This window comes from Roseicyclus marinus (genome assembly GCF_036322625.1).
Classification (GTDB): Bacteria; Pseudomonadota; Alphaproteobacteria; order Rhodobacterales; family Rhodobacteraceae; genus Roseicyclus; species Roseicyclus marinus_A.
Genome location: NZ_AP027266.1, coordinates 123,369 through 148,991, shown reverse-complemented (window position 1 = coordinate 148,991; position 25,623 = coordinate 123,369). Strand labels below are relative to the sequence as shown.

Annotated in this window: 23 protein-coding genes; 9 read left to right on the top strand and 14 right to left on the bottom strand. The window is 67.9% G+C overall.

The window, feature by feature from the left end; translation table 11 throughout:
* Window positions 1-43 precede the first annotated feature (43 nt).
* From AABA51_RS00715 to AABA51_RS00700, 4 genes are all read right to left on the bottom strand, one after another.
* Window positions 44-334, bottom strand: a complete 291-nt coding sequence (locus AABA51_RS00715; protein WP_338273434.1) for an HU family DNA-binding protein — start codon at window positions 332-334, stop codon at window positions 44-46.
* A 133-nt stretch (window positions 335-467) separates the two neighbouring features.
* Window positions 468-1,952, bottom strand: a complete 1,485-nt coding sequence (locus tag AABA51_RS00710) for an AMP nucleosidase (RefSeq protein ID WP_338273433.1) — start codon at window positions 1,950-1,952, stop codon at window positions 468-470.
* A 27-nt stretch (window positions 1,953-1,979) separates the two neighbouring features.
* Window positions 1,980-3,794 carry an adenine deaminase gene (locus AABA51_RS00705; RefSeq protein WP_338273432.1) on the bottom strand — a complete coding sequence of 605 codons (1,815 nt, stop codon included), beginning with the start codon at window positions 3,792-3,794 and terminating at the stop codon, window positions 1,980-1,982.
* A 56-nt stretch (window positions 3,795-3,850) separates the two neighbouring features.
* A complete protein-coding gene (locus AABA51_RS00700) occupies window positions 3,851-4,558 on the bottom strand; it encodes an HAD family hydrolase (protein WP_338273431.1) in 708 nt (235 codons plus the stop codon).
* 143 nt (window positions 4,559-4,701) lie between these two features.
* Between AABA51_RS00700 and msrA the strand changes: the two genes are divergently transcribed.
* Window positions 4,702-5,382: a peptide-methionine (S)-S-oxide reductase MsrA gene (msrA, locus tag AABA51_RS00695; RefSeq protein WP_338273430.1), complete on the top strand. Its 681-nt coding sequence runs from the start codon at window positions 4,702-4,704 to the stop codon at window positions 5,380-5,382.
* Between the two features lie 52 nt (window positions 5,383-5,434).
* Here the strand turns inward: msrA and AABA51_RS00690 are convergent, their stop codons facing one another.
* Window positions 5,435-5,626 carry a YgaP family membrane protein gene (locus AABA51_RS00690; RefSeq protein ID WP_338273429.1) on the bottom strand — a complete coding sequence of 64 codons (192 nt, stop codon included), beginning with the start codon at window positions 5,624-5,626 and terminating at the stop codon, window positions 5,435-5,437.
* Window positions 5,627-5,694: 68 nt separating this feature from the next.
* Complete coding sequence (locus AABA51_RS00685) at window positions 5,695-6,285, bottom strand: Crp/Fnr family transcriptional regulator (protein WP_338273428.1); 591 nt, start codon at window positions 6,283-6,285, stop codon at window positions 5,695-5,697.
* A gap of 102 nt (window positions 6,286-6,387) precedes the next feature.
* Here AABA51_RS00685 and AABA51_RS00680 point away from each other — a divergent pair, with 102 nt between their 5' ends.
* Window positions 6,388-6,720, top strand: a complete 333-nt coding sequence (locus AABA51_RS00680) for a hypothetical protein (protein ID WP_338273427.1) — start codon at window positions 6,388-6,390, stop codon at window positions 6,718-6,720.
* A gap of 21 nt (window positions 6,721-6,741) precedes the next feature.
* On the opposite strand, the gene AABA51_RS00675 is transcribed toward AABA51_RS00680, so the two are convergent.
* Together AABA51_RS00675 and AABA51_RS00670 are read right to left on the bottom strand one after the other, a co-directional pair.
* Window positions 6,742-7,827, bottom strand: coding sequence for a Hint domain-containing protein (locus AABA51_RS00675; RefSeq protein ID WP_338273426.1), 1,086 nt, complete (start codon window positions 7,825-7,827; stop codon window positions 6,742-6,744).
* Window positions 7,824-9,410, bottom strand: a complete 1,587-nt coding sequence (locus tag AABA51_RS00670) for a Hint domain-containing protein (protein ID WP_338273425.1) — start codon at window positions 9,408-9,410, stop codon at window positions 7,824-7,826. Before AABA51_RS00670 ends, AABA51_RS00675 begins: the two co-directional genes overlap by 4 nt.
* Before the next feature lie 289 nt (window positions 9,411-9,699).
* Between AABA51_RS00670 and dapE the strand changes: the two genes are divergently transcribed.
* From dapE to AABA51_RS00655, 3 genes are all read left to right on the top strand, one after another.
* Entirely contained in the window at window positions 9,700-10,851 is a 1,152-nt protein-coding gene (dapE, locus tag AABA51_RS00665; protein ID WP_338273424.1) for a succinyl-diaminopimelate desuccinylase, read from the top strand.
* Between the two features lie 168 nt (window positions 10,852-11,019).
* Window positions 11,020-13,281 carry a ribonuclease R gene (gene rnr / locus AABA51_RS00660; RefSeq protein WP_338273423.1) on the top strand — a complete coding sequence of 754 codons (2,262 nt, stop codon included), beginning with the start codon at window positions 11,020-11,022 and terminating at the stop codon, window positions 13,279-13,281.
* 127 nt (window positions 13,282-13,408) lie between these two features.
* The gene (locus tag AABA51_RS00655) at window positions 13,409-14,779 is read left to right on the top strand and encodes a lytic murein transglycosylase (protein WP_338273422.1); all 1,371 of its coding nucleotides are present in this window, start codon (window positions 13,409-13,411) and stop codon (window positions 14,777-14,779) included.
* 159 nt (window positions 14,780-14,938) lie between these two features.
* Here AABA51_RS00655 and dapD read toward each other — a convergent pair whose 3' ends face one another.
* Window positions 14,939-15,766, bottom strand: coding sequence for a 2,3,4,5-tetrahydropyridine-2,6-dicarboxylate N-succinyltransferase (gene dapD, locus AABA51_RS00650; RefSeq protein WP_338273421.1), 828 nt, complete (start codon window positions 15,764-15,766; stop codon window positions 14,939-14,941).
* 128 nt (window positions 15,767-15,894) lie between these two features.
* On the opposite strand from dapD, the gene AABA51_RS00645 reads away from it, so the two are divergent.
* Window positions 15,895-16,740: a TIGR00730 family Rossman fold protein gene (locus AABA51_RS00645; RefSeq protein WP_338276366.1), complete on the top strand. Its 846-nt coding sequence runs from the start codon at window positions 15,895-15,897 to the stop codon at window positions 16,738-16,740.
* Here AABA51_RS00645 and mepA read toward each other — a convergent pair.
* Genes mepA through AABA51_RS00630 form a run of 3 tightly spaced genes read right to left on the bottom strand, consistent with a single transcriptional unit; the run spans window position 16,737 to window position 19,616 of the window.
* Window positions 16,737-17,633, bottom strand: coding sequence for a penicillin-insensitive murein endopeptidase (mepA, locus tag AABA51_RS00640; RefSeq protein WP_338273420.1), 897 nt, complete (start codon window positions 17,631-17,633; stop codon window positions 16,737-16,739). The genes AABA51_RS00645 and mepA overlap by 4 nt on opposite strands.
* Window positions 17,630-19,033, bottom strand: coding sequence for an MFS transporter (locus tag AABA51_RS00635; protein WP_338273419.1), 1,404 nt, complete (start codon window positions 19,031-19,033; stop codon window positions 17,630-17,632). The genes mepA and AABA51_RS00635 overlap by 4 nt, the downstream gene beginning before the upstream one ends.
* A 34-nt stretch (window positions 19,034-19,067) precedes the next feature.
* Window positions 19,068-19,616 (bottom strand): acyl-CoA thioesterase, encoded by a 549-nt coding sequence (locus AABA51_RS00630; RefSeq protein ID WP_338273418.1) that lies wholly within the window; start codon window positions 19,614-19,616, stop codon window positions 19,068-19,070.
* Window positions 19,617-19,909: 293 nt separating this feature from the next.
* On the opposite strand from AABA51_RS00630, the gene AABA51_RS00625 reads away from it, so the two are divergent.
* The 3 genes from AABA51_RS00625 to AABA51_RS00615 all read left to right on the top strand — a co-directional run bounded on the left by AABA51_RS00625 (window position 19,910) and on the right by AABA51_RS00615 (window position 23,701).
* Window positions 19,910-20,197, top strand: coding sequence for a YggT family protein (locus AABA51_RS00625; protein ID WP_338273417.1), 288 nt, complete (start codon window positions 19,910-19,912; stop codon window positions 20,195-20,197).
* Between the two features lie 78 nt (window positions 20,198-20,275).
* Entirely contained in the window at window positions 20,276-21,967 is a 1,692-nt protein-coding gene (locus AABA51_RS00620; protein ID WP_338273416.1) for a DUF6504 family protein, read from the top strand.
* Window positions 21,968-22,225: 258 nt separating this feature from the next.
* Entirely contained in the window at window positions 22,226-23,701 is a 1,476-nt protein-coding gene (locus AABA51_RS00615) for a calcium-binding protein (protein ID WP_338273415.1), read from the top strand.
* A gap of 31 nt (window positions 23,702-23,732) precedes the next feature.
* On the opposite strand, the gene AABA51_RS00610 is transcribed toward AABA51_RS00615, so the two are convergent.
* Entirely contained in the window at window positions 23,733-24,587 is an 855-nt protein-coding gene (locus AABA51_RS00610; protein WP_338273414.1) for a D-amino-acid transaminase, read from the bottom strand.
* A gap of 7 nt (window positions 24,588-24,594) precedes the next feature.
* Window positions 24,595-25,557 (bottom strand): N-acetyl-D-Glu racemase DgcA, encoded by a 963-nt coding sequence (gene dgcA / locus AABA51_RS00605; protein WP_338273413.1) that lies wholly within the window; start codon window positions 25,555-25,557, stop codon window positions 24,595-24,597.
* Window positions 25,558-25,623: the final 66 nt, after the last annotated feature.

The following is a 25,623-nucleotide window of genomic DNA, read 5'->3' as shown; positions in this document are numbered from 1 at the left end:
CGATCCGGGCGCGGCCTTGTTGAACCCGAGGGGTTCTGTCGGGTCAGCCGTTGACGCTGTCCTTGAGGGCCTTGGCGACGGTGACCTTCACCTGCTTGTCGGCCTCTTTCTTGATCGTCTCGCCGGTGGCGGGGTTGCGCACCATGCGCTCGGGGCGCTCGCGGCAATAGACCTTGCCGATGCCCGGCAGGGTGACGGCGCCGCCGGCGGCGACTTCACGGGTCACGATTGCGGTGACGGCGTCCAGCGCTGCACCCGCGGTCTTCTTGTCTCCGCCCATCTCTTCGGCGATGGCCGCAACGAGCTGGGTTTTGGTCATGGGTTTGTTTGCCATTGGTCTTGTTCTCCTGACGACTGCCCGAGCCCTTGGGCCCGTTGCGCACAAACTAACCGAATATTGTGGGCCCACACAACGCTTCGCATGACGAAAAAGCCCAAAAACATGGCCTAGACGGCATTTTTTGCCCTCAAAGGAAGGCTGTTTCCTCGAAGGACCGCAGCTTGCGGCTGTGCAAACGCTCCAGCGGCATGTCGCGCAGGGTCTCCATCGCGCGAATTCCTATCAAAAGATGACGCGCAACCTGGGTCTTGTAGAAGTCCGAGGCCATGCCGGGCAGCTTCAATTCGCCATGCAGCGGCTTGTCCGACACGCACAAAAGCGTCCCGTAAGGCACCCGGAACCGGAACCCGTTGGCCGCGATCGTGGCGCTTTCCATGTCGAGCGCGATGGCGCGGGACTGCGACAGGCGCTGCACCGGCCCGGTCTGGTCGCGCAATTCCCAGTTGCGGTTATCAAGGCTCGCCACCGTCCCCGTGCGCATGATCCGCTTCAGCTCGAACCCTTCCAGCTCGGTCACATGCGCGACGGCGTTTTCCAGCGCGACCTGGATTTCGGCCAGCGCGGGCACCGGCACCCAGACGGGCAGGTCGTCGTCCAGAACCTTGTCCTCGCGCAGATAGGCATGGGCCAGGACGAAATCGCCCAGACGCTGCGAATTTCGCAAGCCCGCGCAATGGCCCACCATCACCCAGGCATGCGGGCGCAAAACCGCGATATGATCGGTCGCCGTCTTGGCATTCGACGGCCCCACCCCGATGTTGACCAGCGTGATCCCGTTCCCGTCCGCCCGCTTCAGGTGATAGGTCGGCATCTGCGGCATCTTGGGGGGCTGCGCGATGGGGGTGTCAGCCTCCGTGATCTCGACATTTCCGGTCGCGACGAACCCGGTATAGCCGCTGTCGGGATCGGCCAGCATGGCGCGGGCATAGGCCTCGAATTCATCGACATAGAACTGGTAGTTGGTGAACAGGACGTGGTTCTGGAAATGCACCGGATCGGTCGCGGTGTAATGCGCCAGCCGCGCCAGCGAATAATCCACCCTCTGCGCGGTGAAGGGTGCCAGCGGATGCGCCCCATCCTCGTAGGTAAATCCCAGGCCATTGACGATATCGTCATGCGTGGTGGACAGGTCCGGCACGTCAAAGACATCGCGCAGCGTGAAATCGCCCGCGCCTTCCTGCGGCACGGTGACGGCGCTGTCGCCGGCAACGGCGAAATGCACCGGAATGGGCGTCAGCGACGGGCCGATCTCGACCGGCACACCGTGGTTCTTGATCAAGAGACCGATCTGCTGGCGCAGGTAATTGCCGAACAGGTCGGGCCGCGTGACGGTGGTGGCATAAGTGCCGGGTTCCGCCACATGGCCGAAACTCAACCGGCTGTCTGTGACGGCATAGGTGGCCGTCGTGATGCGGATTTCGGGGTAGTAGGCGCGGTAGCGCGTATCGCCGGGCGCACCGTCGCGCAGCGTCTCGGTAAAGCGGGCGCGCAGGAACCCCGTGGCCTCGGTATAGAGCGCCTGAAGATGGGCGACGGCCTCGCCCGCATCGGTAAAGACCTTGGCCTTCTGCCCTTGGTCGGGCGTTGAAATCTTGAGCGACGGCTCAGACATGGACATCCCCTCGGACTTGATCTTTTCTCACGGGCTCGGCGCGACGATCAGGTCGGTCAACTGGAACCGCGTCACATCCACAAGGCCCAGGTCGGAAATCCGCAAGGCCGGGATCACGACCAGCGCCAGCAGCGAATGCTGCATATAGGCATTGTTGAGCGTGCAGCCGCACTCCGCCATGGCCGCGACCATGGCTTGCGCCTTGGCCGCCACCTCGGCCGCGGGGCTGTCCGACATCAGGCCTGCGATGGGCAATTCCACCAGCGCGCGCTCCGTCCCGTCCTTCCAGACGGTCACGCCGCCCCCCACCTCGGCCAGCCGGTTGGCCGCCTGCGCCATCATCGCGCGGTCGGTGCCCACGACGATCATGTGGTGGCTGTCATGCGCCACGGTGGAGGCCATGGCCATTCCCGGCCCATAGCCGAACCCCGACACGAAGCCGTTCACCACCTGCCCCGTGCCGCGATGCCGTTCCACCAGCGCGATCTGGGCGACACCGCCCGCGCCCTCGACGATGCCGCCCGCCACGGGCAGATCGGCCTCCAGCGCCTCGGTCGGGGCCTGGTTTTCCACCACCCCGATCACGCGCACCCGGACCCTGTCAGCGCCTTCGGGCGCGACAATCTCGAAATCCCGCGCGTCCAGCACCCGGCCCAGATGCACCGATCCCCGCGTATCGGCGGGCCAATCCAGATGCGGACAATGGGCAAGGCAGACACCATCCTCCGCCACCTTCACCCCGCGCGCATAAACTTCCTCCACGGGAAGTGCGGCCAGATCCGATGTCACGATCATGTCCGCCCGCCGCCCCGGCGCGATCTGGCCGATCTCCCGCTCCAGACCGAAATGGCTGGCGGTGTTGATCGTGGCCATCTGCAAGGCCACCAGCGGGTCGCAGCCGCAGCCGATCGCATGGCGCACCGCGCGGTTCATGTGCCCCTCGTGGACCAGCGTGCCCGAATGGCAATCATCGGTGCACAGGATCATGTTGCGCGGATCAAGCCCCCGCTCGGTGATCGCGGTGATCTGGCTTTCGATGTCATACCATGCCGATCCCAGCCGGATCATCGACCGCATCCCCTGCCGCATCCGCGCCACCGCATCCGCCTCGCAGGTGCCTTCGTGGTCATCGGCGGGACCGCCCGCGACATAGGCATGGAACGCAGGCCCCAGATCGGGCGAGGCGTAATGCCCGCCCACGGTCTTGCCCGCCTTCTGCGTCTCGGCGATCTCGGCCAGCATCTGCTGGCTGCCCGCCACGACGCCGGGGAAATTCATCATCTCGCCCAGGCCGATGATGCCCGGCCATGTCATGGCCTCCGCCACATCCTCCGGCCCGATCTCGTAACCCGTCGTCTCCAGCCCGGGGGCCGACGGCGCGCAGCTTGGCATCTGGGTCCAGATGTTCACGGGCTGCATCAACGCCTCGTCATGCATCAACCGCACGCCGCGCAGGCCAAAGACATTGGCGATTTCATGGGGGTCGGTGAACATGCTTGTCGTGCCATGCGGGATCACCGCGCGGGCGAATTCGGCGGGCGTCAGCATCCCGCTTTCGATATGCATATGCCCGTCACACAGACCGGGGATCAGGTAGCGCCCGCCCAGTTCGACAACCTCGGTCGCGGGCCCGATGCAATGGTTGGCGTCCGGTCCGACATAGGCAAAGCGCCCATGGCGCACGGCGACCTGCCAGCCCTCCATCACCTCGCGCGTCTGCACCAGCACCACGCGGCCCCCGCGCAGCACCAGATCGGCGGGGGCGCGGCCTGCGGCGGTCGCAACCAGATCGCTGGCCACATCGGCCCAGCTGGGGAAAGGGGGGATGTTTCGCTGTTCCATGGCACAGCATCTCCAATCGCGGGACGCTCTGCAAGCAACCGTTCGGTGACGTGTCGTCAGCCGGTCCGCAACGCCCGCGCCTTCATCGCCTCGTAGATCGGCAACGCCGCCTCCAAGAGCGCGCGCCGCCCCTCCGGCACCTCGGGCAAGGCGCCTTCCGCCCCGGCGAACCCGGTCGACCGGTGCACGGCATTATACCAATGCGCGGCCCAGACGCCGTCATAGGGGCGCGGCCCCTCGGGCCAGCCCAGCATCGCCTCGCTGAACGCCAATCCGATCTCGGCACAGAGCCGCCCCAGCGCGCCGCCCGGATCGGCCCTGATATCGGCACTGTCGATCACCGGCCCCGGCAGGCGTTCCCACAGCGCCATCTGCTGGGGAAAGCCGATATCCTCCAACGTCATCTCCCCCCGCTTCTCGGCATAGCTCGCGATCACGCGGGCCGGATGCCGGATCAGGTGGACATTCACGCAACCCTCCGCCCAATCCAGCGGGAACCCCGCCACCATGTGGTGGGGCATGTGCTTCATGTAGAAATGCGCGCGGCCGTCCGGCACGGGCCCCGCGCATCTTGCGGCAACGCGGGCGGGGTCGGTTTCATGGGCGGCCATGATTTCGGCCGCCATCGGGTGGTCGGCCCCCGTCGCGGCCAGGTAGGGCGCATAGAACGGCTCGTCCCAGACCGCGCAATCGCCGCGTGCGGCAAAGGCATACATCATCGCCGTCGACAGGTTGCGTGGCCCCGACCACATCGCGATCTTCATGTGACCCCTCCCTTTTCCCGGCATAAAGGCCCGCGCCCTTGCCAGACACAAGGGGTCACGCCTGCGTGAGATCACGCAAGCTTGCCTTGCACCCTCCGCACCCCCGCTATCCTCTCGCCTGCACCATCCCGAAAGGAGCCGACATGCCCCGCCTTCCCCTTTCGCCCGTGACCAAGGCGCTGGCCCTGACCGCCGCCCTCCTTGCCGCGCTCGCCACCCAATCGGGCCGCGCCCATGCGCAGGACCTCCGCACCGCCGTGGTCGCAGGCGGCTGTTTCTGGTGCGTGGAGGCCGATTTCGAACGCGTCCCCGGCGTGGTCTCGGTCGTGTCGGGCTTTGCCGGCGGCAGCGTCCCGAATCCCTCCTATCGACAGGTCGTGGCGGGCGGCACCGGCCATCTCGAAGTGGTCCGGATCACCTATGACGCGACGATCCTGCCGCAGGACCGGCTCCTGCACCTGTTCCTGCGCTCCATCGATCCGCTGGATGCGGGCGGGCAATTCTGCGACCGGGGCGAAAACTACACCTCCGCCATTTTCGTCGAAACGCCGCAGGACCGGCAATTGGCCGAGGCCGCGCTGGCACAAGCCTCCCGCGACTTGGGCCAAGAGGTCGTGACACCGGTCCGCGATGCCGCCCCCTTCTACCCGGCCGAAGCCTATCATCAGGATTATTACCTGTCGGACGAGCTGATCCTCACCCGCTTTGGGCCGCGCCGCAAATCCGTGGCCTATGGCCTCTACCGCACGGCCTGTGGCCGCGATGCGCGCGTCGAACAGCTCTGGGGCGCGGATGCGCCCTTCCTCCCCCGCTCCGGGGGGTGAATTGGCCCCGCCCGCCGCCCGATGGGCAGGACGGGCAGGGCCCCGGCCCGGCTCAGGACTTCAGTGCGCAGGTGTTGATCCCGAGCAGGCGGTAGGCAGGGCAATAGCCGACAAGCCCGGTGATCAGCGGCACGACGCCGATCCAGCCCCAGACCGTCTGGGGGCCGATGAACACGAGCGAGATCAGCACAAGGCCCGCGATGATGCGGATGGCGCGATCGATGGTGCCTTCGTTGCGGGGCATGACATGCCTCCTTTCCTGTTGCGATGGAGCCATCATGCCAGAAACCGGCACGGGGCGCGGTGACTCTGTCACCGGTTGTCTGCGGCAATCCGTTCCAGCGCGGCCCGGTCCAGCACCCGCACACCGCCCTTTTCCTGCGCCACAGCACCCCCGCGCGCCATCTCGGCCAGCCGTCGACTGACAAAAGCGCGGCCCGATGCCGTCTCGGCCGCCAGCGCCGCATGGGTCGCGGCAACGAACCCGGCCTCATCGGCCAACCGCAACAGCACACGCGCCAGCCGCGCGTCGAAGCCGGTCAGCGCGACCTCTTCGACCAGCCTTTGGTATTCCCCGAACCGCGCCGCCACCCCGTCAAAGACCAGCGCGCGAAATCCGTCATCCTGAGACAGCCGCGCCCGGAACAGCTCGGCGGGCACCAATTCGCCCTCCACATCCGCCTCCACCACGCCCTCGGCGCTGTAATGCCCACCGCCCACCAGACAGGTGAAGGTCTGCAAACACACGCTTCCCGCCGTCACGCGGTAGAGCACCACCTCCCGCCCGTTCGCCGCCGTCAGGCTCACCCGGATCGTCCCCTTGTCGAGGATCAGGAAACCGGGGCAGGCCGCGCCGGGGTGAAACAGCACATCGCCCGCGCGGGCGGCGAAACGGCGGATCATGGATGGCCCCCTGAGACTTTGACAGGGTCAAGTGTTTCGCGCGCCCCGCGCGCCGTCAACACCGCTTGACAGCCAAGGCCCAGCCGCGCGAGGGAAAGCGCCATGAGCACAGACGCCCCCACACCCCGCAGCCGCGATGTCTACACCCTCGTCGTCGAGGTCGGCCGCAAGGCGGGCGACGGCCTGCCCGACAAGGCCACGGGGGCAGCCCTCCTGTGCTACGCCGCCGGCGTGGACGAGGCCGAAGCCGTGCGCGAAACCGTCGCCGTGCTGAAACAGGCCGATCTCGCACCGCTCGATGTCACCGGCCACGGCACGCGCGCCGAACGGACCGAGGCGGGCGACGACATCGACCCCGAGGAAATCGCCCTGATGGATCGCGCGCTCTCCGAAAATGCGGTGATCGTGGCCCAGATGACGGCCTTCTACGACTGAGGCCACACGGCAGCGGCAGGGTCACCCCAGAACGCGCCGCCCCTTGAACCCGATCAGCGCCTGCGCGCCCGCGCGGTCCAGAACCGGCAGACAGGGCGTCCGGTCGGTCTCCGCCAATTGGCTGGCCACCTTCGCATCGCCCGCCGCGATCACATCGGCCAACAGCGCCGTCTCGATCCCGCAGCGATCCACCATCACGCAGGCATGATCGTCGAGCATCAGGTGATGCACATGGCGCACCGGCTTCCAACGGTCGCGGCGCGCGCCTGCAATCGTGGTCATGTCGCCCGCGCGGACCAGCACCTTTTCGACACCAAAGATGTATTCGACCGCCGGACCCGAGCGCACGACCCGTGTCTCCGGCGTCACCCAGATGTCGCGCGCCAGCCCGAAATAGGGTGCGCGCAACCTGACCGGCGCGCTCCGGCCAAGACACAGGCGCGGGCGCCGCTCGATCCAGCGCAGCGGCATCCGTGCGCCCGTTGCCGTCACCAGCTCGTTGCCAACGCGCAGGCTGTCGACCGCCCGCGCCCCCCCGCGCGTCATCACCACCGCCTGACCGGACATGCCCGGCAGATCGCTCGGCGGCAGACCGAAACCGGCGATGGCCGCCACCTGGCAGACCTGAAGGAACCGCTCGTCGCGCGGCAACAGCTCGTCCAGCCGCGCGGCGACGGCAAGCCCCGTGCGCACCCTGTGACGCTGTGTGCGGTCATGGTTGATGATGTCGAGGATATCCCCCCGCCCCCGCGCGCAACTCCGGTAGCGCAGCGACAGCGTCTCGCCCGTGCGCCCCAGGTCGGGCCCGGTGGTCAGGTCGATCTCGCCATGAACCAGCCGAAACGCCCCCTCCGGCAAACGATAGAGCGCCAGCGCCCGCCCCGGCGCCGCCTGCCCCTGCCACAACCGCACCGGCCCCGAAACCCGCACCGGCGGCACCGTGAATTCCAGGCACAGCGTCATTTCCGCCTGTGGCCCCGGTACCCGGACCCACTCCCCGCGCGCGATGGGCACACCCGCCTCCCAGATCGCGGCCCAGCGCTCGGACGGGCGGATAGGCCCGTCCTGCTCCAGCGCCGCGGACAAGGGGGCGGTGACCTGCATCATGCCACGGCGACGCCCCGCAGAACCCGCGCCTCGTAGGACCGCAGCGATGCCCGTGCCGAGGCCCCGTAGCCCCGATGCGTCTCGGCATCGATCTCGGGGAACAGCTCCAGCACCTCCGCGCGCACATCCTCTTCCATCGCCGACATCACCTGCGGCCCCGGCAGGAAGCTTTCGGTCAGCAATCCCTCCGACCAGATGATCTCGTGCCGGTCGAACAGGAGATGGACATAGCTCACCTCGCCCCCCTCCTGCAGCCTGACCGAACAGCCGTTCACAAGATCGCGGGCCGCCACCAGCACCTCTTCCTCGCCGAACAGCAATTCCGCCATCCAATGCGTCAGAAGCACCCGGTGCTGCTGCGACACGACCAGCCGCCGATGATGTCCGAAAACACCCGCCTCGATCACCACCGGCGCATGCGCGCCCAGCGCCGCAACCCGCCGCTCCCCGATCCAGCGCACCGGCTGCAGCCCGTGATCGCGCGTCTTGACCAGGTCGCCCACCGCCAGCGCCTCGACCGGCACTTCGCCGCGCTCCGTCCTGATCCGCGTGCCATGGGTGAAACAGGGCACCGTCGTCACCGTGACAAAGGCCGTGTCGCTCACGCCTGCCGCCGATTGGGCCGTGTAGCTGAAATTCGTCGTCACCGGCGCGGTCTGGCCCGCCTGCGCCGCCGGGGGCATGATCAAGAGCGTGCCATCGGGCATCAGCACGACCAGCGCCCCGTCCGACAGCGTCACGAAACCGCCCGGGCTGACCGCGATGCCGTTGATATGGGTGACCACGGCCACCCCCACCCCGTCCCCGTCATTGGCCAGAACGTCGAGGATCCCGTAGGTGTTCTGGTTCACCGTGATCGTGTCATCCTGCGCGATGAAGGCGCTCTGCACCGATCCCGCCGCGATCAGCACCGCGCTGTCATAGGACGCGTCGGCCACATCCGCGATCCCGATGGTCAGCGTGTTCACCACGCCCGGATTGACCGGGATCAGCAGCGACAGCGTCACCGTGAACCCGTCCATCTCGGTGTTGTAGGCATCGCCCGTGTTGTTCACGAACAGCGTCGAATTGGCGCTCTGGTTGATCGAATTGATCTGGGTGAAATTCACCACCGGCGAAGTCACGACCTGCCCGTTGATCCAGATCCCCACCGCATCGTTGAAGATCGACCCCGCGAATTCCGGGTATTCCTCCGAGGCAAAGACGAAACTGATCGTCAGCACATCGCCCGTGGGAATGAAACTGGTGGTCAGGATCGCCGCGTCAAACGTCCGTCCCCCGACCAAGCCGTTGAACAGCGGGTTGTCGTTCTGCCCCGTCGTGTTGGTCGAGGTGCTGCCCGACCGGTTGGGATCGCCCGAGGATTGCGTGAAATCCCGCACATAGCCCGTGGACAGGATCACGCCGCTGTCAGAGGGCGCGACACCGGGCGTCACCGCATCGGCATTGCTGTAGATGCCCGAGGACAACCTGTCCCCGGAATAACTCGCGCTCACGACCGTTGCACCGCTTCCGAAAATGGTCTGTGCCATCTGGAACGCGCTGGCGTTCACGTTGATGGGCAATTCCTGGCCGACTGCCATACCGCCTACTCACCTCGTACAGGTGCCGGGTGCATGGGTACGGCGACATAGATCACGTGAACCATCACGCGACGGTCGGCCGCGCCGCCTGTGGCGCGCCTCCCGATCCTTCCTGCCTCGATGCGGCTTGTGCCGCTGCCTGCCCCGGCATTGTTTTCTTTGCAAGAAGGATACCATCCGGCACCCGCCATCGTAACGGCCCGTTCGCCTCCCGCCGCAGCGACACGCCCCATTGTGCCTTCGCCGCCACAGCGCTAGGCAAAGACGACCCCCGGACGGAGCCCAGACCATGCCTACCGATCCCGCACGCCTGACAGCCGATCTCGTCCGCTGCCCCTCCGTCACCCCGACCGAAGGCGGCGCGCTCACCCTCCTGCAGGGGCTTCTGGAACAGGCGGGTTTCGCCTGCACCCGCGTCGACCGGGGCGATACCCCCAATCTCTTCGCCCGCTGGGGCGCCAAAGGGGCTGCGAAAAGCTTCGGCTTCAACGGCCATACCGATGTCGTCCCCGTGGGCGACGAGGCCGCCTGGACCCATCCCCCCTTTTCCGCCCATGAACAGGATGGCTGGCTCTACGGGCGCGGCGCCACCGACATGAAATCGGGCGTCGCGGCCTTTGCCGCCGCCGCGATCGACTTCGTCGCCGCAACGCCCCCCGATGGCGCGATCCTCCTGACCATCACCGGCGACGAGGAGGGGCCGGGCCGCGACGGCACCATCGCCATCCTCGACTGGATGCAGGCCAATGGCGAGGCGATGGATATCTGCATCGTGGGCGAGCCGACCTCGGTCGAGCACATCGGCGACATGGTCAAGATCGGCCGCCGCGGCTCGATGACCGCGCGCTTCACCGTGACCGGCAAACAGGGCCATTCCGCCTATCTGCACAAGGCGCTGAACCCGATGCCCGCGGTGGCCCTGTTGGCGCACCGGCTCTCGACCCACCAACTCGACCAGGGCACCGACCATTTCGATCCCTCGACCATCTCGGTCACCACGATCGACACCGGCAACCCGGCCTCCAACGTCATCCCCGCCCGCAGCCGCATGACGGTGAACATCCGCTTCAACGACCGCCACACGGGCCAGACCCTCACCGACTGGCTCGACGCCGAGGCCACAGCCGTGGCCGAGGCGACGGGAACGACCATCGACATGGACACCCAGGTCTCGGGCGAGGCTTTCCTGACCCCTCCGGGCCCGCTGTCCGATCTCGTGCGCCGCGCCATCGGGCAGGAAACCAACCAATCGCCCACCCTGTCCACCACCGGCGGCACGTCCGATGCCCGCTTCGTCAAGGATCATTGCCCGGTCGTGGAATTCGGCCTCGTCGGCCACCGCATGCACGAGGTCGACGAACGCGTCTGGCTGCAAGACATCCACGACCTCAAACGCATCTACACCCGCATGCTCACCGAATACTTCGCCCCACAGCGTTAACCCCGCATCAAGGTTAACGCGCCCCCCTTCATCTTGGCCAAAAAACTCCCGCCCATTGCCCGACAAGCGGCTTTGCCGCTGAGAGGGGAGGCTCCCGCAGCCGCCACCGGCACGACGCCCCCTGAATTCCCCCATGACGCCCCGCGCGGCCCATGATAGGCCGATCCCATGGCCATGATCCCCACCAAAGACCAGATCCGCAGCTGGATCGCCGAAAACCCCCATGCGACGTCCAAGCGCGACATCGCCAAGGCTTTCGGCATCAAGGGTGCCGACCGCATCGACCTCAAGCGCATCCTCAAGGATCTGGAGGCCGAGGGCCTCGTCGAGAAAAAGGGCAAGACCTACCGCGACCCCGACAAGCTGCCGCCCGTCGCCGTCCTGCAGGTCACCGCCCCCGACGATCTGGGCGATGTCTTCGCCCGCCCGCTCGAATGGCAGGGCGACGGGCCCGAGCCGAAAATCCTCTTTCTCGCCCGCGCCACCGACCCCGCACTCGGGCAGGGCGACCGCATCCTCGCCCGCCTGCAGGAGGTGGATGGCGAGGATCACCACTACGTCGCCCGCCTGATCCGCAAGATCGGCACCAATCCCCTGCGCGTTCTGGGCATCTTCCGCAAAGGCGCCGAGGGCGGGCGCATCCTGCCCATCTCCAAGGGATCGGACCGCGACTGGATGGTGCGCCCCGGTGACACCCATGGCGCGCGCGACGGCGAATTGGTCGAGGCCGAACAGGTCGGCCCCAAGGCCCGCATGGGCAGCCCGCGCGCCCGCATCATCACCCGTCTGGGCGACCCCGGCGCGCCCCGCGCCGTCAGCCTCATCGCCATCGCCGAACACGCCATCCCCGACGCCTTCCCCGATGCCGCCATCGCCGAAGCCGATGCCGCCAAGCCCGCAGGCCTCGACGGCCGCACCGATCTGCGCGACATGCCGCTTGTCACCATCGACCCCGCCGATGCGCGTGACCGCGACGATGCCTGCCTCGCCCATCCCGACACCGACCCGAACAATCCCGGCGGCCATGTGATCTGGGTCGCCATCGCCGATGTCGCCCATTACGTCCGCCCCGGTTCCGCGCTGGATCGCGAGGCCCGCAAACGCGGCAATTCCACCTATTTCCCCGACCGCGTCGTCCCCATGCTGCCCGACCGGCTTTCGGGCGATCTGTGTTCCCTGCACGAGGGCGTGCCGCGCGCCTGCCTTGCCGTGCGCATGGTCATCGACGCCCAAGGCACCAAGATCTCGCACCGCTTCCTGCGCGGCATGATGCGCTCTGTCGCCTCCCTCGAATACCAGCAGGTTCAGGCCGCCCGCGACGGCAATCCCGACGCGAAAACCGCGCCGCTCCTCGCGGATGTGATCCATCCCCTCTACGCCGCCTACGAGGCGCTCGTCGCGGCCCGCCAGCGCCGCCAGCCCCTCGACCTCGACCTGCCCGAACGCCGGATCGAACTGAGCGAGGAGGGGGAAGTGACCTCCGTCGCCTTCAAGGATCGTCTCGACGCCCATCGCCTGATCGAGGAATTCATGGTGCTGGCCAATGTCGCCGCCGCCGAGGACCTGATCGCGAAACGCCAGCCCCTTCTCTTCCGCGTCCACGAGGAACCCGCCCCCGAGAAACTCGAGGCGCTGCGCGAGGTCGCGGCCGCCTCCGGCTTCACGCTGGCCAAGGGCCAGGTCCTCCAGACCAGCCAGCTCAACCGCCTTCTGGCCCAGGCCGAAGGCTCCGATTTCGACGAGCTGATCAACATCACCACGCTGCGCGCCATGCAGCAGGCCTATTACTTCCCCCAGAATTTCGGCCATTTCGGCCTGGCACTCAAGGCTTACGCCCATTTCACCTCGCCGATCCGGCGCTATTCCGACCTGATCGTCCACCGCGCGCTGATCGCGGCCCATGGCTGGGGCACGGATGGCCTCAGCCCTGACGAGGCGGCAGAGCTCGAAGCGACGGCCAAGCACATCTCCGACACCGAACGCCGCTCCATGGCCGCCGAACGCGACACCGCCGACCGCTATCTCGCGGCCTTCCTGTCGGACCGCGTGGGCTCGACCTTCACCGGCCGCATCTCGGGCGTCGCGCGCTTCGGCGCTTTCGTGAAACTGGACGAGACGGGGGCCGATGGCCTGTTGCCGATCCGGTCCCTGGGCCACGAATATTTCCACCACGACGCCGACAGCCAGACCCTGATGGGATCGGAATCCGGCCTGACCATCGGCATCGGCGACCGCGTCACAGTGAAACTGGCCGAAGCGGTGCCGGTGACGGGCGGCCTTGTCCTCGAACTGATCGAGATCGACGGCAAACACACCCCCACCCGCCGCCGCGGCAAACCGGGCCAAAGCCCCCGGCGCAAGGCAGGCCAGGTCGCGAAAAAACGCGCCAGCCTGCGCAAGAAAGCGCCCAGCCGCCGCTCCAAGGGCTGAAATCTCCCCAAAGCGCACCGGCGATCTTAAGCTCATGGTCACCTTCATGGCCTAGGCCGGGCTGTGAGCCTGCCGCTTTTGAGCTATACTCCGCAGAAATCGAGCATCATCGGACACCAGAAAAACCATGCGCCGATCCCGCCTTGCCCTCTTGGCCGCAGCCCTCGGCCTTGCCCTGCCGACGCTCGGCGCGGCGCTGCCGCCCGCCACATCGCTCCGCCCCGAAATGCGGCCCCTGCCCGCCGCGCAGACCCCGCCGCGCGTGGTCACGCTCTCGACGCAGGCAACGCCCCTGGCCGTCCCCCGCTCGATCCGCCCGCAATTGCGCGCGACCCCCACCCTTGCGCGCAGCATGGCCGCGGCGGTCACGCCCGCTGCCGACACCGAATTCTCAGCATGGCTGCAGGGGTTCCAGACCCGCGCCCGCACAGCCGGGATCGCGCAGGCCACGCTTGACCGCGCCTTTGCCGGGGTCACGGTCCAATCCCGCGTGCTGGAGCGTGACCGCAACCAGGCCGAATTCTCCCGCGCGCTCTGGGAATACCTCGACAGCGCCGTCTCCGACACGCGCGTGGCCAACGGGCGGACAGCCTTTGACCGCCACCGCGACGCGCTCGCCCGGATCGAACGCCGCTACGGGGTGGAGGCAGAGGTCGTCGTCGCCATCTGGGGCCTTGAATCCGCCTATGGCGCGATGCGCGGCGACACCGACATCATCGCCGCCATGGCGACGCTCGCCCATGACGGGCGCCGCCGCGATTTCTTCGAGGATCAGCTGATCGCCGCCCTGCGCATCCTGCAGGCAGGCGATGTCGCGCCCCGGCAGATGACCGGGTCCTGGGCCGGCGCGATGGGCCATACGCAGTTCATGCCGACCTCCTATCTCGATCACGCCGTCGATTTCGACGGGGACGGGCGGCGCGATATCTGGTCCGACGATCCCATCGACGCGCTGGCCTCCACCGCCAATTACCTACGCCATTTCGGCTGGACCACCGGCCAACCCTGGGGGATGGAGGTGCGTCTGCCCGAGGGCTTCGATTACAGCCTGACGGGCGAGGGGGTGAAACACCCCGCCGCCTTCTGGAACGCGCGGGGCGTGCGCCTGCCCGACGGGGGCCGCATCCCCGACCATGGCCGCGCCTCGATCCTTCTGCCTGCCGGGCATCGCGGCGTGGCGCTGGTGATCTTCGACAATTTCCACGTGATCGAACGCTACAACCCGGCCGATGCCTATGTGATCGCCGTGGGCCACCTGTCCGACCGGATCACGGGCGGCGCGCCCTTCCGCGCCTCCTGGCCGCGCGAGGATCGCGCGCTCACCCGCGCCGAGCGGGAGGAATTGCAGACCCGCCTCGTCTCGGCCGGGTTCCACCGTTTTGGCGTGGACGGGATCATCGGACCGCAGACCATCGATTCGGTCCGCCGGTTCCAGGCCTCCATCGGCTGGGTGCCCGACGGCTACGCCTCCCTCCGCGTCCTCGAACGCTTGCGGTAGGGTGGGCAATCTGCCCACCACCCCCCCGCCCGCGAAAACGCACCGATTGGCCGTGGTGGGTTGCACCCACCCTACGCCCTACCCTGCGCACGGTGCGCCCGAAGGCGCACCCTACAATTCGCTTGCGTAGGGTGCGCCTTCAGGCGCACCGCGCCCACGTCAATCCCTGAGCAACTCGTTGATCGATGTCTTGGACCGGGTCTTTTCATCCACCCGCTTCACGATCACCGCGCAATAGAGGTTCACACCGTTCTTCGACGGCATCGACCCTGCCACCACGACCGAACCTGCGGGCACTTCGCCATACATGACCTCGCCCGTCTCCCGGTCGACGATCTTGGTCGACTGGCCGATGAACACGCCCATCCCCAGAACGGACCCCTCGCGCACGATCACGCCCTCGACCACCTCGGACCGCGCCCCGATAAAGCAATTGTCCTCGATGATCGTCGGCCCCGCCTGCATCGGCTCCAGCACGCCGCCGATGCCCACGCCGCCTGACAGGTGCACGTTCTTGCCGATCTGCGCGCAGCTGCCGACGGTCGCCCAGGTGTCCACCATCGTGCCGCTGTCGACATAAGCGCCCAGGTTCACGAAGGACGGCATCAACACCACGCCCGGCGCGATATAGGCCGACCGCCGCACGACGCAGTTGGGAACGGCGCGGAATCCCGCCGCCTTCCACTCCGCATCGCCCCAATCCTTGAACTTGCTGTCGACCTTGTCCCACCAGCCGCCGCCCTGCGGGCCGCCCGATTGCTGCGCCATGTCCTTGAGCCGGAATCCCAGCAGAACCGCCTTCTTGGCCCATTGATTGACATGCCAGCGCCCATCGGCCTGCCGCTCGGCCACGCGCAGCGCTCCGGCATCCAGCGCGTTCAGCGTGGCTTCGATGGCCTCGCGCGTCTCGCCCGTGGTGGCGGGCGTGATCTGGTCGCGGGCCTCCCAGGCGGCCTCGATGGCGGTTTCCAGTTGGGCGTTCGACATGGCGGCTCTCTCCTGCGGGATGGGTCGGATGGGTCGTCCGGGGCGGCTATAGCGACCATGCCCCGCGCTGGCAATCCGCGCGGGCGCGCGCTAGGCCATGCAGGCAAAGACCCCGAAAGGACCGGATGATGAAGGACGACCCGCGCAAAGGCCCGTTCCGCCGCGCCAATCAGGATATCGACGCCGCCCGCAAGGTTCCCGACACGCCGCAGGCGCGCTCGTCCGCCTATCGCCTCGCCTTCGCCGATCCCGAATTCCTCCTGCGCGAGGAATTGCGCCCCGTCCGCCTGCAACTCGAACTCCTCAAGCCCGAGCTCGAACTTGACGCGCGCGGCATCCGCTCGACCGTGGTGCTCTTCGGCGGCGCGCGCATCCCCGCCCCCGAAGCCGCCGACAAGGCCCGCAGCGCAGGTCTGCGCGACATGTCCCGCTACTACGACGAGGCGCGGCGTTTCGCCCAGCTGATCACCGAGCGGTCCGTCGCCACCGATTGCACCGAGAATGTCATCGTCACCGGCGGCGGCCCCGGCGTGATGGAGGCCGGCAACCGCGGCGCGGCCGAGGCCGGGGGCTGCTCCATCGGCCTCAACATCGTCCTGCCCCATGAACAGGTCCCCAACGCCTATGTCACGCCGGAGCTCTGCTTCAACTTCCACTATTTCGGCATCCGCAAGATGCATTTCCTCCTGCGCGCCAAGGCCATCGCCGTCTTTCCCGGCGGTTTCGGCACGCTCGACGAATTGTTCGAAAGCCTGACCCTGATCCAGACGGGCCGCATGGAACAGGTGCCCGTCCTCCTCTTCGGACAGGCATTCTGGCGCAATGTCGTGAACTGGGACGCGCTGGCCGAGGCGGGCACGATCTCGCCCGACGACCTCAGCCTCTTCCGCTTCGTGGAAACCGCCGACGAGGCACTCGCCGTCATCGACGGCTGGACCCTCACGGGCAAGCGCGGCACGATCCCGGGGCGCTAACCCCCCAAGAGCGCCGCACATTGCCGGGGCAATTCGCCCAAGGTCAGCGGGCCGCGCGGCGGCGGCGGCTCGTAATCGGGGTCGGGCGGCGGCGGGTTCAGGATATTGGCCGCCCATTGCCGTGCCTCGTCGCAGCCATCGCCGGGCGGCGGCGGGTCCTGGTTCACGCAACCGGGCGACCCCGCCGGACAGCTCAGGCGCACGTGGAAATGGTAATGATGCCCCGCCGCGGGCCGGATGTTGCGCAGCCAGGACCGGTCCCCCGTGGCATTGTCGCACATCCAGACCTTGGCACCGGGAAAGACGAAAATCCGCGCCACCCTCGGGTCCGAGGCCGCAAGCCGCATCACCTCCATATGCGCGGGCGTCCAGCTCTCGCCCACACGCGCGCCCCCCGCCGACCGGGTCGAAATCGACGACAGGCTTTCCCGCTCCGCCGCCGACAGGTCGAACCGCGTGGGCGGCAGCATCCAGATATCCACGTCCAGCCCCGATTGATGGCTCACATGGCCCGACAACATCGGCCCGCCCCTCGGCTGCGACATGTCCCCCACGTAAAGCCCGCGCCACGGCGTCTCCGCCGCCACCCGCGCCGACAGGTCCTGCACGTAATCGACCAGCTCGGGATGGCCCCAGTTCCGGTTCCGGCTGAGCCGCATCGCGGCCCATGTGGGCCCTGTCTCCGCCAGCCGCTCCGCCCCGGCCAGACAGCCCCGCGAATAGCCGCCGATCACCTCCGGCGCGCCGCTGCTCGCCCCCCGCTCGGCCCCGAACAACAGCCGCGCCTCCTGCCCCGACACCGTGGCGTCCAAGGGCGGCAAACCCTCGCGCACGGGCACACACCCGGCCACCAGCGCCAGCGCCACCGCCAGAAGACCCGGCCAGACCCTCATGCCCTCTCCCCCTCGGGCCGGACCCAGACCAGCAATACCAATCCCAGCACGAACAACCCGATCAGCGGCGCCATCCCCAATCGCGCGCTTTCCGTCGCCCATGTCGTCACCCCGATCAGCGCGGGCCCGAGAAACGCCGTGGCTTTCCCCGACAGGGCATAAAGCCCAAAGGCTTCCGTGGGCCGCGCAACCGGCGCATGGCGGCACATCATCGACCGCGACGCCGATTGCAAAACGCCGCCAGCCCCCCCGATGATCGCCCCGCAGATGTAGAAGACCACGTCCGGCACCCCCGACCCTTCGGCAAGCGCGATCCCCCACAGGCTCTCCCGCGACATGCCCAGGATCACCGCGCAAACCACGATCAGCGTCACGATCGCGCCGATGATCACGGGCTTGGGTCCCAACCTGCTGTCGGCCTTCCCCCCCAGCCACGTCGCCAGCGCCGAGGTGACGGCCCCGATGATCCCGAAAATCCCCACCTGCGTCACCGACCAGTTCAGCACCAGCACCGCATAGGTCCCCCCGAACCCGTAAAGCGCGTTCAGCGCATCGCGGTAGAACATCGAGGATCCGAGATAGGCAAACAGGCTCACCCGCCCCGGCAATCCCTTCACCGTCCGCACCAGCTCGCCCAGCGCCGCGCCGAACCGCGCATGGGTCGCGGGCCGCCGTGCCTCGCGCACCCACAGAAAGAACGGGATCATGAACACCACGTACCAGATCGCGATGAAGGGTCCGACGAACCGCGTCCCCTCCCGCGCCTCGGCATCCAGCCCCAGCGCGGGCTCCAGGCCCACGAATGTCCGCCCGCTCTCCCCCTCGGCGAAAAAGATCAGCATGATGAACAGCGCCAGAACCCCGCCCAGGTAGCCCCAGGCGAACCCATTGCCCGACAGCCGCCCGATGGCGCTGTCCTCGCCCAGTTCCGGCAACATGGAATTGGTGAAAATCGTGGTGAATTCCGCCCCGATCAACCCGATGCCAAATGCGATCAAGGCCCCGACCAGGAACGACCCGTCAGGCAGCGTGAACCACAAGGCCGCCGCCCCCAGCACGTAGAACAGCGAAAACAGCACGATCCAGGGCATCCGCCGCCCCGTATTGTCGGCAAATGCCCCCAGGATCGGCGCACAAAGCGCGATGATCACGCCCGCCACCGTCTGGCCCAGCGACCACAGGCTTTGCGCCCGCGCATCCGCCGCCTGTTCGGCCAATCCCTGCGCCATGAAGGCTTCGGTCGCGACAGCCGCGAAATAGGGGCCAAAGATGAAGGTCAGGCCAAGGGTGAAATAGGGCTGGCTCGCCCAGTCAAAGGCCCACCAGCCATGAATGCGCCTGCGCGCGGCACGCAGCGCCTCGGGGGTGGGGATCGCGGGGTCGATGGATACGCTACTCATGGCCTGCAGCATCCGCCATCACCCCCCGGTTTGTCTACGGGTCAGATGCGGGTCCCTGCATCGGCGGCCAGGGCCTGTGCCCATCCGCCTCGGCCCAGGCCGCCACCCATTCCGGCAATCCGGGCGAGGTCTCGGAAACCCCCATCGCGCGCGCCACATCCGCCACCGGGGCCAGCCGCCCCTTTTGCGTCACGCCGGTGCGCAACAGCGCATGGTTGCAACAGGTCTCGCCCCGCCACATGCCCTGCTCGATGTAGAAAAACCGCGCATCCCAGCCCAAAAGCCGTGTCCGCAGCTCGAACCGCTGGAACCCCGTGATCCGCGCCCGGTAGCGCACCGTGGACCCGGCCACGACCAGCCCCCAGCGCTCGCGCTTGAGCACATCCCACAACCCCACCCGGATCGACAGGCCGAACCGCCCGATGTCGTAGAGCGTCAGGATGCGCCCGTTGTTCATTTCCAGGAACCCGTCCAGGTCCACCGGCAGACAGCGCAGGGACAGGCGATGGGTCTGAAACAACCCCAACGCCGGTTTGCGGCGCTCGGACAGGGTGACGGCGGCAAGGCGCAAAAAGGGATACATCCCCCCGCCAAACCCCGGAACGCCGCCCCGGTCAAGCCCGCCGCCACGTCACCAGCACCACGTCACCACCGCCACGTCACCACCGCCACATCACCACCACCAGGCCACCGCCCCACATCCCCGCCCCGCGCACCCTTCCCCTTCATCTTGGCAAGAAAACTCCGGGGGAGGCCGCAGGCCGGGGGCAGAGCCCCCCAAAACAGGTCGAATGCAGAGCCCCCACCCCCGACTTGCGCCAGCCGCCCCGCCCGACTATCTCGACCAAGGACATTCCCACAGGAGCCGACGCGCCGATGACCTCCCTCTTCCAGATCCTCATGCTCCTGATCGACGTGGCCTTCTTCATCGTCATCGCCCATATTATCATGAGCTGGCTGATCAATTTCGGCGTCCTCAACCTCCGCCAACCGCTCGTGGCACAGCTCTGGGACGGGCTGAACCGGATGCTCGAACCGGTCTATGGCCCGCTCCGCCGCCGCCTGCCGATGATGGGCGGCCTCGATCTCGCGCCCTTGATCGTGATCCTCGGCCTCTACGCGGTCGAAATCATCCTGCGCAACAACGTCTCCCTCTTCCTCTGATCCCCTGCGGGACTCGACTCCGCCGCAGCCACGGGCTAGCCTTGGAACAAAACATGAACAAGCTGCCCGCCCCGGATCATGAACCCCGATGCCCCCCGCCCCGCCCGGCCGGTCAACCGCCGCATCCTGTCGCTGTGGTTTCCCCGGCTCGCCGCCGAACGCCTGCTGCGCCATGAACCCGCGCTGGCCGAAGTGCCGCTCGCCGTGGTGGGGGAGGCCGCCAACCAGCGCCGCCTCACCGCGCTGACCCCTGCCGCCAGCGCGCGCGGCCTTCTGCGCGGCCAGCCCCTGGCCGAGGCGCTGACGCTCTGCCCCGATCTCGTCACGCGCCCCGCCGATCCCCCGCGCGAGGCGCAGACGCTGGCAGCCCTCCGCCGCTGGGCCGGTCGCTTCAGCCCCTGGGTCGCCGAAGAAGGAACCGAGGCGCTGATGGTCGACCTGACCGGCTGCGCCCATCTCTTCGGCGGAGAGACGGCGCTGTTCCAACAGGTCCACGACGATTGCGCCGACCTGGGCCTGACGGTGCGCGCGGGCATCGCCGATACCGCAGGGGCCGCCTGGGCGCTGGCCCGCCATGCCGAGGGCGGTGGGATGACGCCCGCCCGCACCGGCGACGCCATCGACCAGGAGGCGCGGGCGACCCGCTCGCGCGCCCAGAAACGGCACTGGGTCCGGGGCGGGCCCGCACCCGCGCCTTCGCCCGGCCCCGGCGCGGCGGACGGAACCCGCATCTCGCCCCCCGGTGCCCTGCGCCAATCGCTCGCCCCCCTGCCCGTCGCGGCGCTGCGCATCGCCCCCGACACGGCAGCGGGCCTCGCCCGGCTGGGGATCCGGCGGATCGGCGATCTGATGGGCATGCCGCGCGCAGGGCTCGCCCGCCGCTTCGGGCAGGATCTCGTGCGTCGCCTCGACCAGGCGCTGGGGGTGGAGCCCGAACCGATCTCGCCCGCCGGTGCGCCGCTGCATTTCGCCACCCGCCTGTCCCTGCCCGAACCGATCGGGCTTCAGGCCGATATCCTCGCCGGTCTCGACCGGCTGCTGCCGCCGCTCTGCGACAAGCTCCGCGCCCGTGGGCGCGGCGCGCGGAGGCTCCGGCTCGACCTGCTGCGCGCCGAAGGCGGCACCGAACGGATCGAGATCGGCCTCGCCCGTCCCACCGACCGCCCCGACAGCCTGCGCCCGCTCTTCGAGCTGAAACTGGGCGATCTGGACGCGGGCTTCGGCTTCGACGTGCTGCGCCTCGTGGCCCCGGTCACCGAACCGCTGCACGCCACCACCCACAAGGGCGGCTGGGCCGTCGCAGCCGAGGCGCGGACGGACCGCACCGACGGGCAGGCGCTCGACGACCTGATCGCCCGGATCGGCGCGCGCGTGGGGCTCGAGCGGATCACCCGCGAACATCCCGCCGACAGCCATATCCCCGAAAAGACCCAATCGACCCAGGCCGCCGCCTACAGCGCGCCCGCGCCCGACTGGCCCGCGCCCATGCGGCCCCGGCCCCTGACGCTCTTCCGCCCCGAACCCGTCACCGCGCCGGCCACGCCCGACCCGCCCGCGCGGTTCCGCTGGCGCGGCCGCGACTTCGAGATCCGGCTCGCCCAGGGCCCCGAACGCATCGCGCCGGAATGGTGGCTCGACGATCCGAACTGGCGCTCGGGCGTGCGCGACTACTGGCGCGTGACGACCACCCAAGGGGCGCGGCTCTGGCTCTTCTTCGCCCATGGCGCGACCCTCTCGGGCGGCTGGTTCGCGCAGGGCGATTTCGCCTGATTCGACCCCGGATCGACCCCCAACCGGCGCCAGATCAGCCCGGTTTACAATTCGTGGACAATCCCGCCATTCGTTAGGAGATTTTTCAAAAAGGCCGGAAAAAACAAAGGTCTTCTTAACCAAAAAATGCCGAAATTTTATCTTTAGTTTGACATTCACCCCCGCCTTGGACACCCACTTTCCCATTGGTTAACAGATGTCGGCCCTGCCCGTCGCAGCGCGCGGCATCGCTCGTGTAACGATGGAATGGGTGTCGCGATGCTGTTCGGAATCTTGCCGCTGGTCCTTGCCGCCGTCGGGTTGAGCTTCATCCTCGGCGATGACGACGACAACGACGACACCACCGAGGCGAGAGATACCGGCGCGATCCGCAACCTGACGCCCAACGACGACCGGCTGATCCTGCGCGATCCGAATGTCACCCAGGTCAATGCCCTCGAAGGCGATGACACGATCGGCTCCTTCAACGCCCGCGATCTGACCATCAACCTCGGCGACGGCGATGACGGCGCGGCGATCCTCAACGGCAATGTCACCGTCAACGGCGGCGCGGGCAATGATACCGTTCTGCTCGAAAGCGGCTCGCTTCTGGCCTTTCTGGGCGAAGGCGACGACGAACTCGAGGTCGACCCGACCGCCCAGAACACCACGGTCGTGGCCTTCGGCGCTGGCGGCAACGACAATCTGCAAGGCGGGCTTGGCGATGACCGCCTGCTCGGCGGCACCGGCGACGACACGCTCAACGGCGGCGGCGGCCACGACAGCCTCGAAGGCGGCTTCGGCGCCGACAGCCTCTTGGGTGGCGGCGGGCTCGACACCCTGATCGGCGGCGACGGCAATGACACGCTGTCAGGCGGGCTTGGCGATGACGAAGTGTTCGGCGGGCTCGGCGGCGACCGCCTGACGGGTGGGGGCGGCAATGACCGCCTGCTCGGCGGGGCCGGCAACGACGAGCTCGACGGCGAGGAAGGCGACGACAGCCTGCGCGGCGGCACCGGGGATGACGTGATCTTCGGGCGCACCGGCTCCGACCTCATCTTCGGCGATGACGGTGACGACCTCCTGAACGGCGGCGCGGGGAATGACTTCCTCGACGGCGGTGACGGCGTCGACACCCTGCTCGGCGGCGCGGAAAACGACCGCCTGCAAGGCGGCGCCGGCAACGACCGCCTGAGCGGCGAAGAGGGGGACGACACGCTGGTCGGCGGGTTCGGCGATGACACCGTCCTGGGCGACGATGGCAATGACATCATCACCGACCTGTTCGGCAATGACAGCCTTGTCGGCGGCGCGGGCAATGACACCATGACCTCGGATGGGGTCGGCGACACGATCTTCGGCTTTGCCGGCAATGACAGCATCACCGCCGTCGCACCCGATGCCACCACCGCGACGGGCTCCGTCATCGACGGGGGCGTCGGCGACGACACGATCATCGGCGACATGAACGCCACGATCACCGGGGGCGAAGGGGCCGATGACATCACGATCAACACCCTGTTCGGCACGCCCGACACGCCCGCACAGATCACCGATTTCGATCCCGCGACCGACCGTTTGGCGCTCGACATCACGGTCGATGGCCAGGGCCTGCCGCAACAGCCCCCGACCCTGACCGTCCGCGCCAGCACCGATCCCGCCGGGGTCGAGGTGCTCTTGGGCGACCAGGTCTATGTCGTTCTGAACGGCGCAACCCTCACGCCCGAGCTTCTGGCCGCGATCCGGCTCGTCTGACGCTGGCCGAACGCGCCGCAGGGGCGGCGGGTTACACCGCCGCCTTGCGCATCTCGTCGAGATAGATCTCGCGCAGCCGTGCCGTCACGCGGCCGGGCGTGCCCGATCCGATGGGCTGCCCATCCATCTCCACCACCGGCATGACGAAAGCCGAGGCCGAGGTGATGAAGGCCTCGTCCGCCGCCTTGGCCTCCTCGATGGTAAAGGGGCGCTCCTCGACCACCATCTGCGCCTCGCGCGCGAACCGCAGCACGGCCGCCCGCGTGATCCCGTGCAGGATCTCGGTGCCCAGATGGCGCGTGACGATGGTGTTGCCCTTGACGATATAGGCGTTGTTCGACGTGCCCTCGGTCACATGGCCATCCTCGACCATCCAGGCGTCATCGGCACCTGCCGCCTTGGCCATCATCTTGCCCATCGACGGGTACAAAAGCTGCACGGTCTTGATGTCGCGGCGGCCCCAGCGCTGATCCTCGATGGAAATCACCTTCATCCCCGTCTTGGCCAGCGGGCTGTCGGCCAATCCGGGCTTGGCCTGGGTGAACAGGACGATCGTGGGCGTGGCCTCCTTGGGATAGGCGAAATCGCGATCCGCCGCCCCCCGCGTGATCTGGAGATAGACCAGACCATCCTCGATCCCGTTCGCCCGCACCAATTCGCGGTGGATCTCCAGCAGTTCGTCCTCTGTCACGGGATTGGCCATCTGCAATTCGTCAAGCGACCGCTGCAACCGTTTGGCATGGCCCGCGAAATCGATCAGCTTGCCGCCCAGAACGCTCGTCACCTCGTAGACGCCATCGGCGAACAGGAAACCGCGGTCAAAGACCGACACCTTCGCCTGATCCTCGGGCAGGTATTCTCCGTTCACATAGACGGTGCGGGTCATCACAGGCTCATCCCCAAAGTTCGGGCCGCGGCGGGTGCACGCCCGCGGCGTCATAATCCAAAGGCACCGCCCGGTCTTCTGCCAGCAAAAGCGGCCCGTCAAGGTCCACGATCGCCACGCCCTGGGCCACCAGCACGGCCGGTGCCATGGCCAGCGAGGATCCCACCATGCAGCCGACCATGACGCCATGGCCCGCCGCCTCGGCCTCGACCCGCAGCGCCAAGGCTTCGGTCAGGCCACCGGTCTTGTCGAGCTTGATGTTGACCATGTCGTATTTGCCCTTGAGCTCCGGCAGGCTGTCACGGTCATGGCAGCTTTCATCGGCGCAGACGGGCAGCGGCCGCGCGATCTCGGCCAGCATGTCATCGGACCCGGCGGGCAGGGGCTGTTCCACCATCTCCACCCCCAGCCGCAAGAGATGCGGGGCAAGATCGGCATAAACCTCCGCGCTCCAGCCCTCGTTCGCATCGACGATGATCCGCGCGTCGGGCGCGCCCGCCCGCACTGCCTCGAGCCGGGGCATGTCATCAGGCGTGCCGAGCTTGATCTTCAGAAGCGGGCGATGGGCCTGTGCTGCGGCGGCCGCGCGCATGGCTTCGGGCGTATCGAGCGACAGCGTATAGGCCGTGACCAGGGGCCCCGGCGCCGCCAATCCGGCCAGCTCCCAAACCCGGCGCCCGGCGCGCTTCGCCTCCCAATCCCACAGCGCGCAATCGACCGCGTTGCGCGCCGCCCCGGCCGGCAGGGCCGCTTGCAGATCGGCGCGACCGATATCCTCGGGCAAAGCCGCGATCTGGGCCGCGACACTCTCGAGCGTCTCGCCGTAGCGCGCATAGGGCACGCATTCGCCGCGCCCCGTCACGCCTTCACGCGTCACGGTCACGGTCAGCACCTGCGCCTCGGTCCGCGAGCCACGGCTGATGGTGAACACCTGCGCCAGCCGGAACCTGTCCCACGTCACCTGCAACATGCTGCCTTCCCCTTCATCTTGGCCGAAAAACTCCCGCCGGAGGCTCCCGAAACCGCCACCGGCACG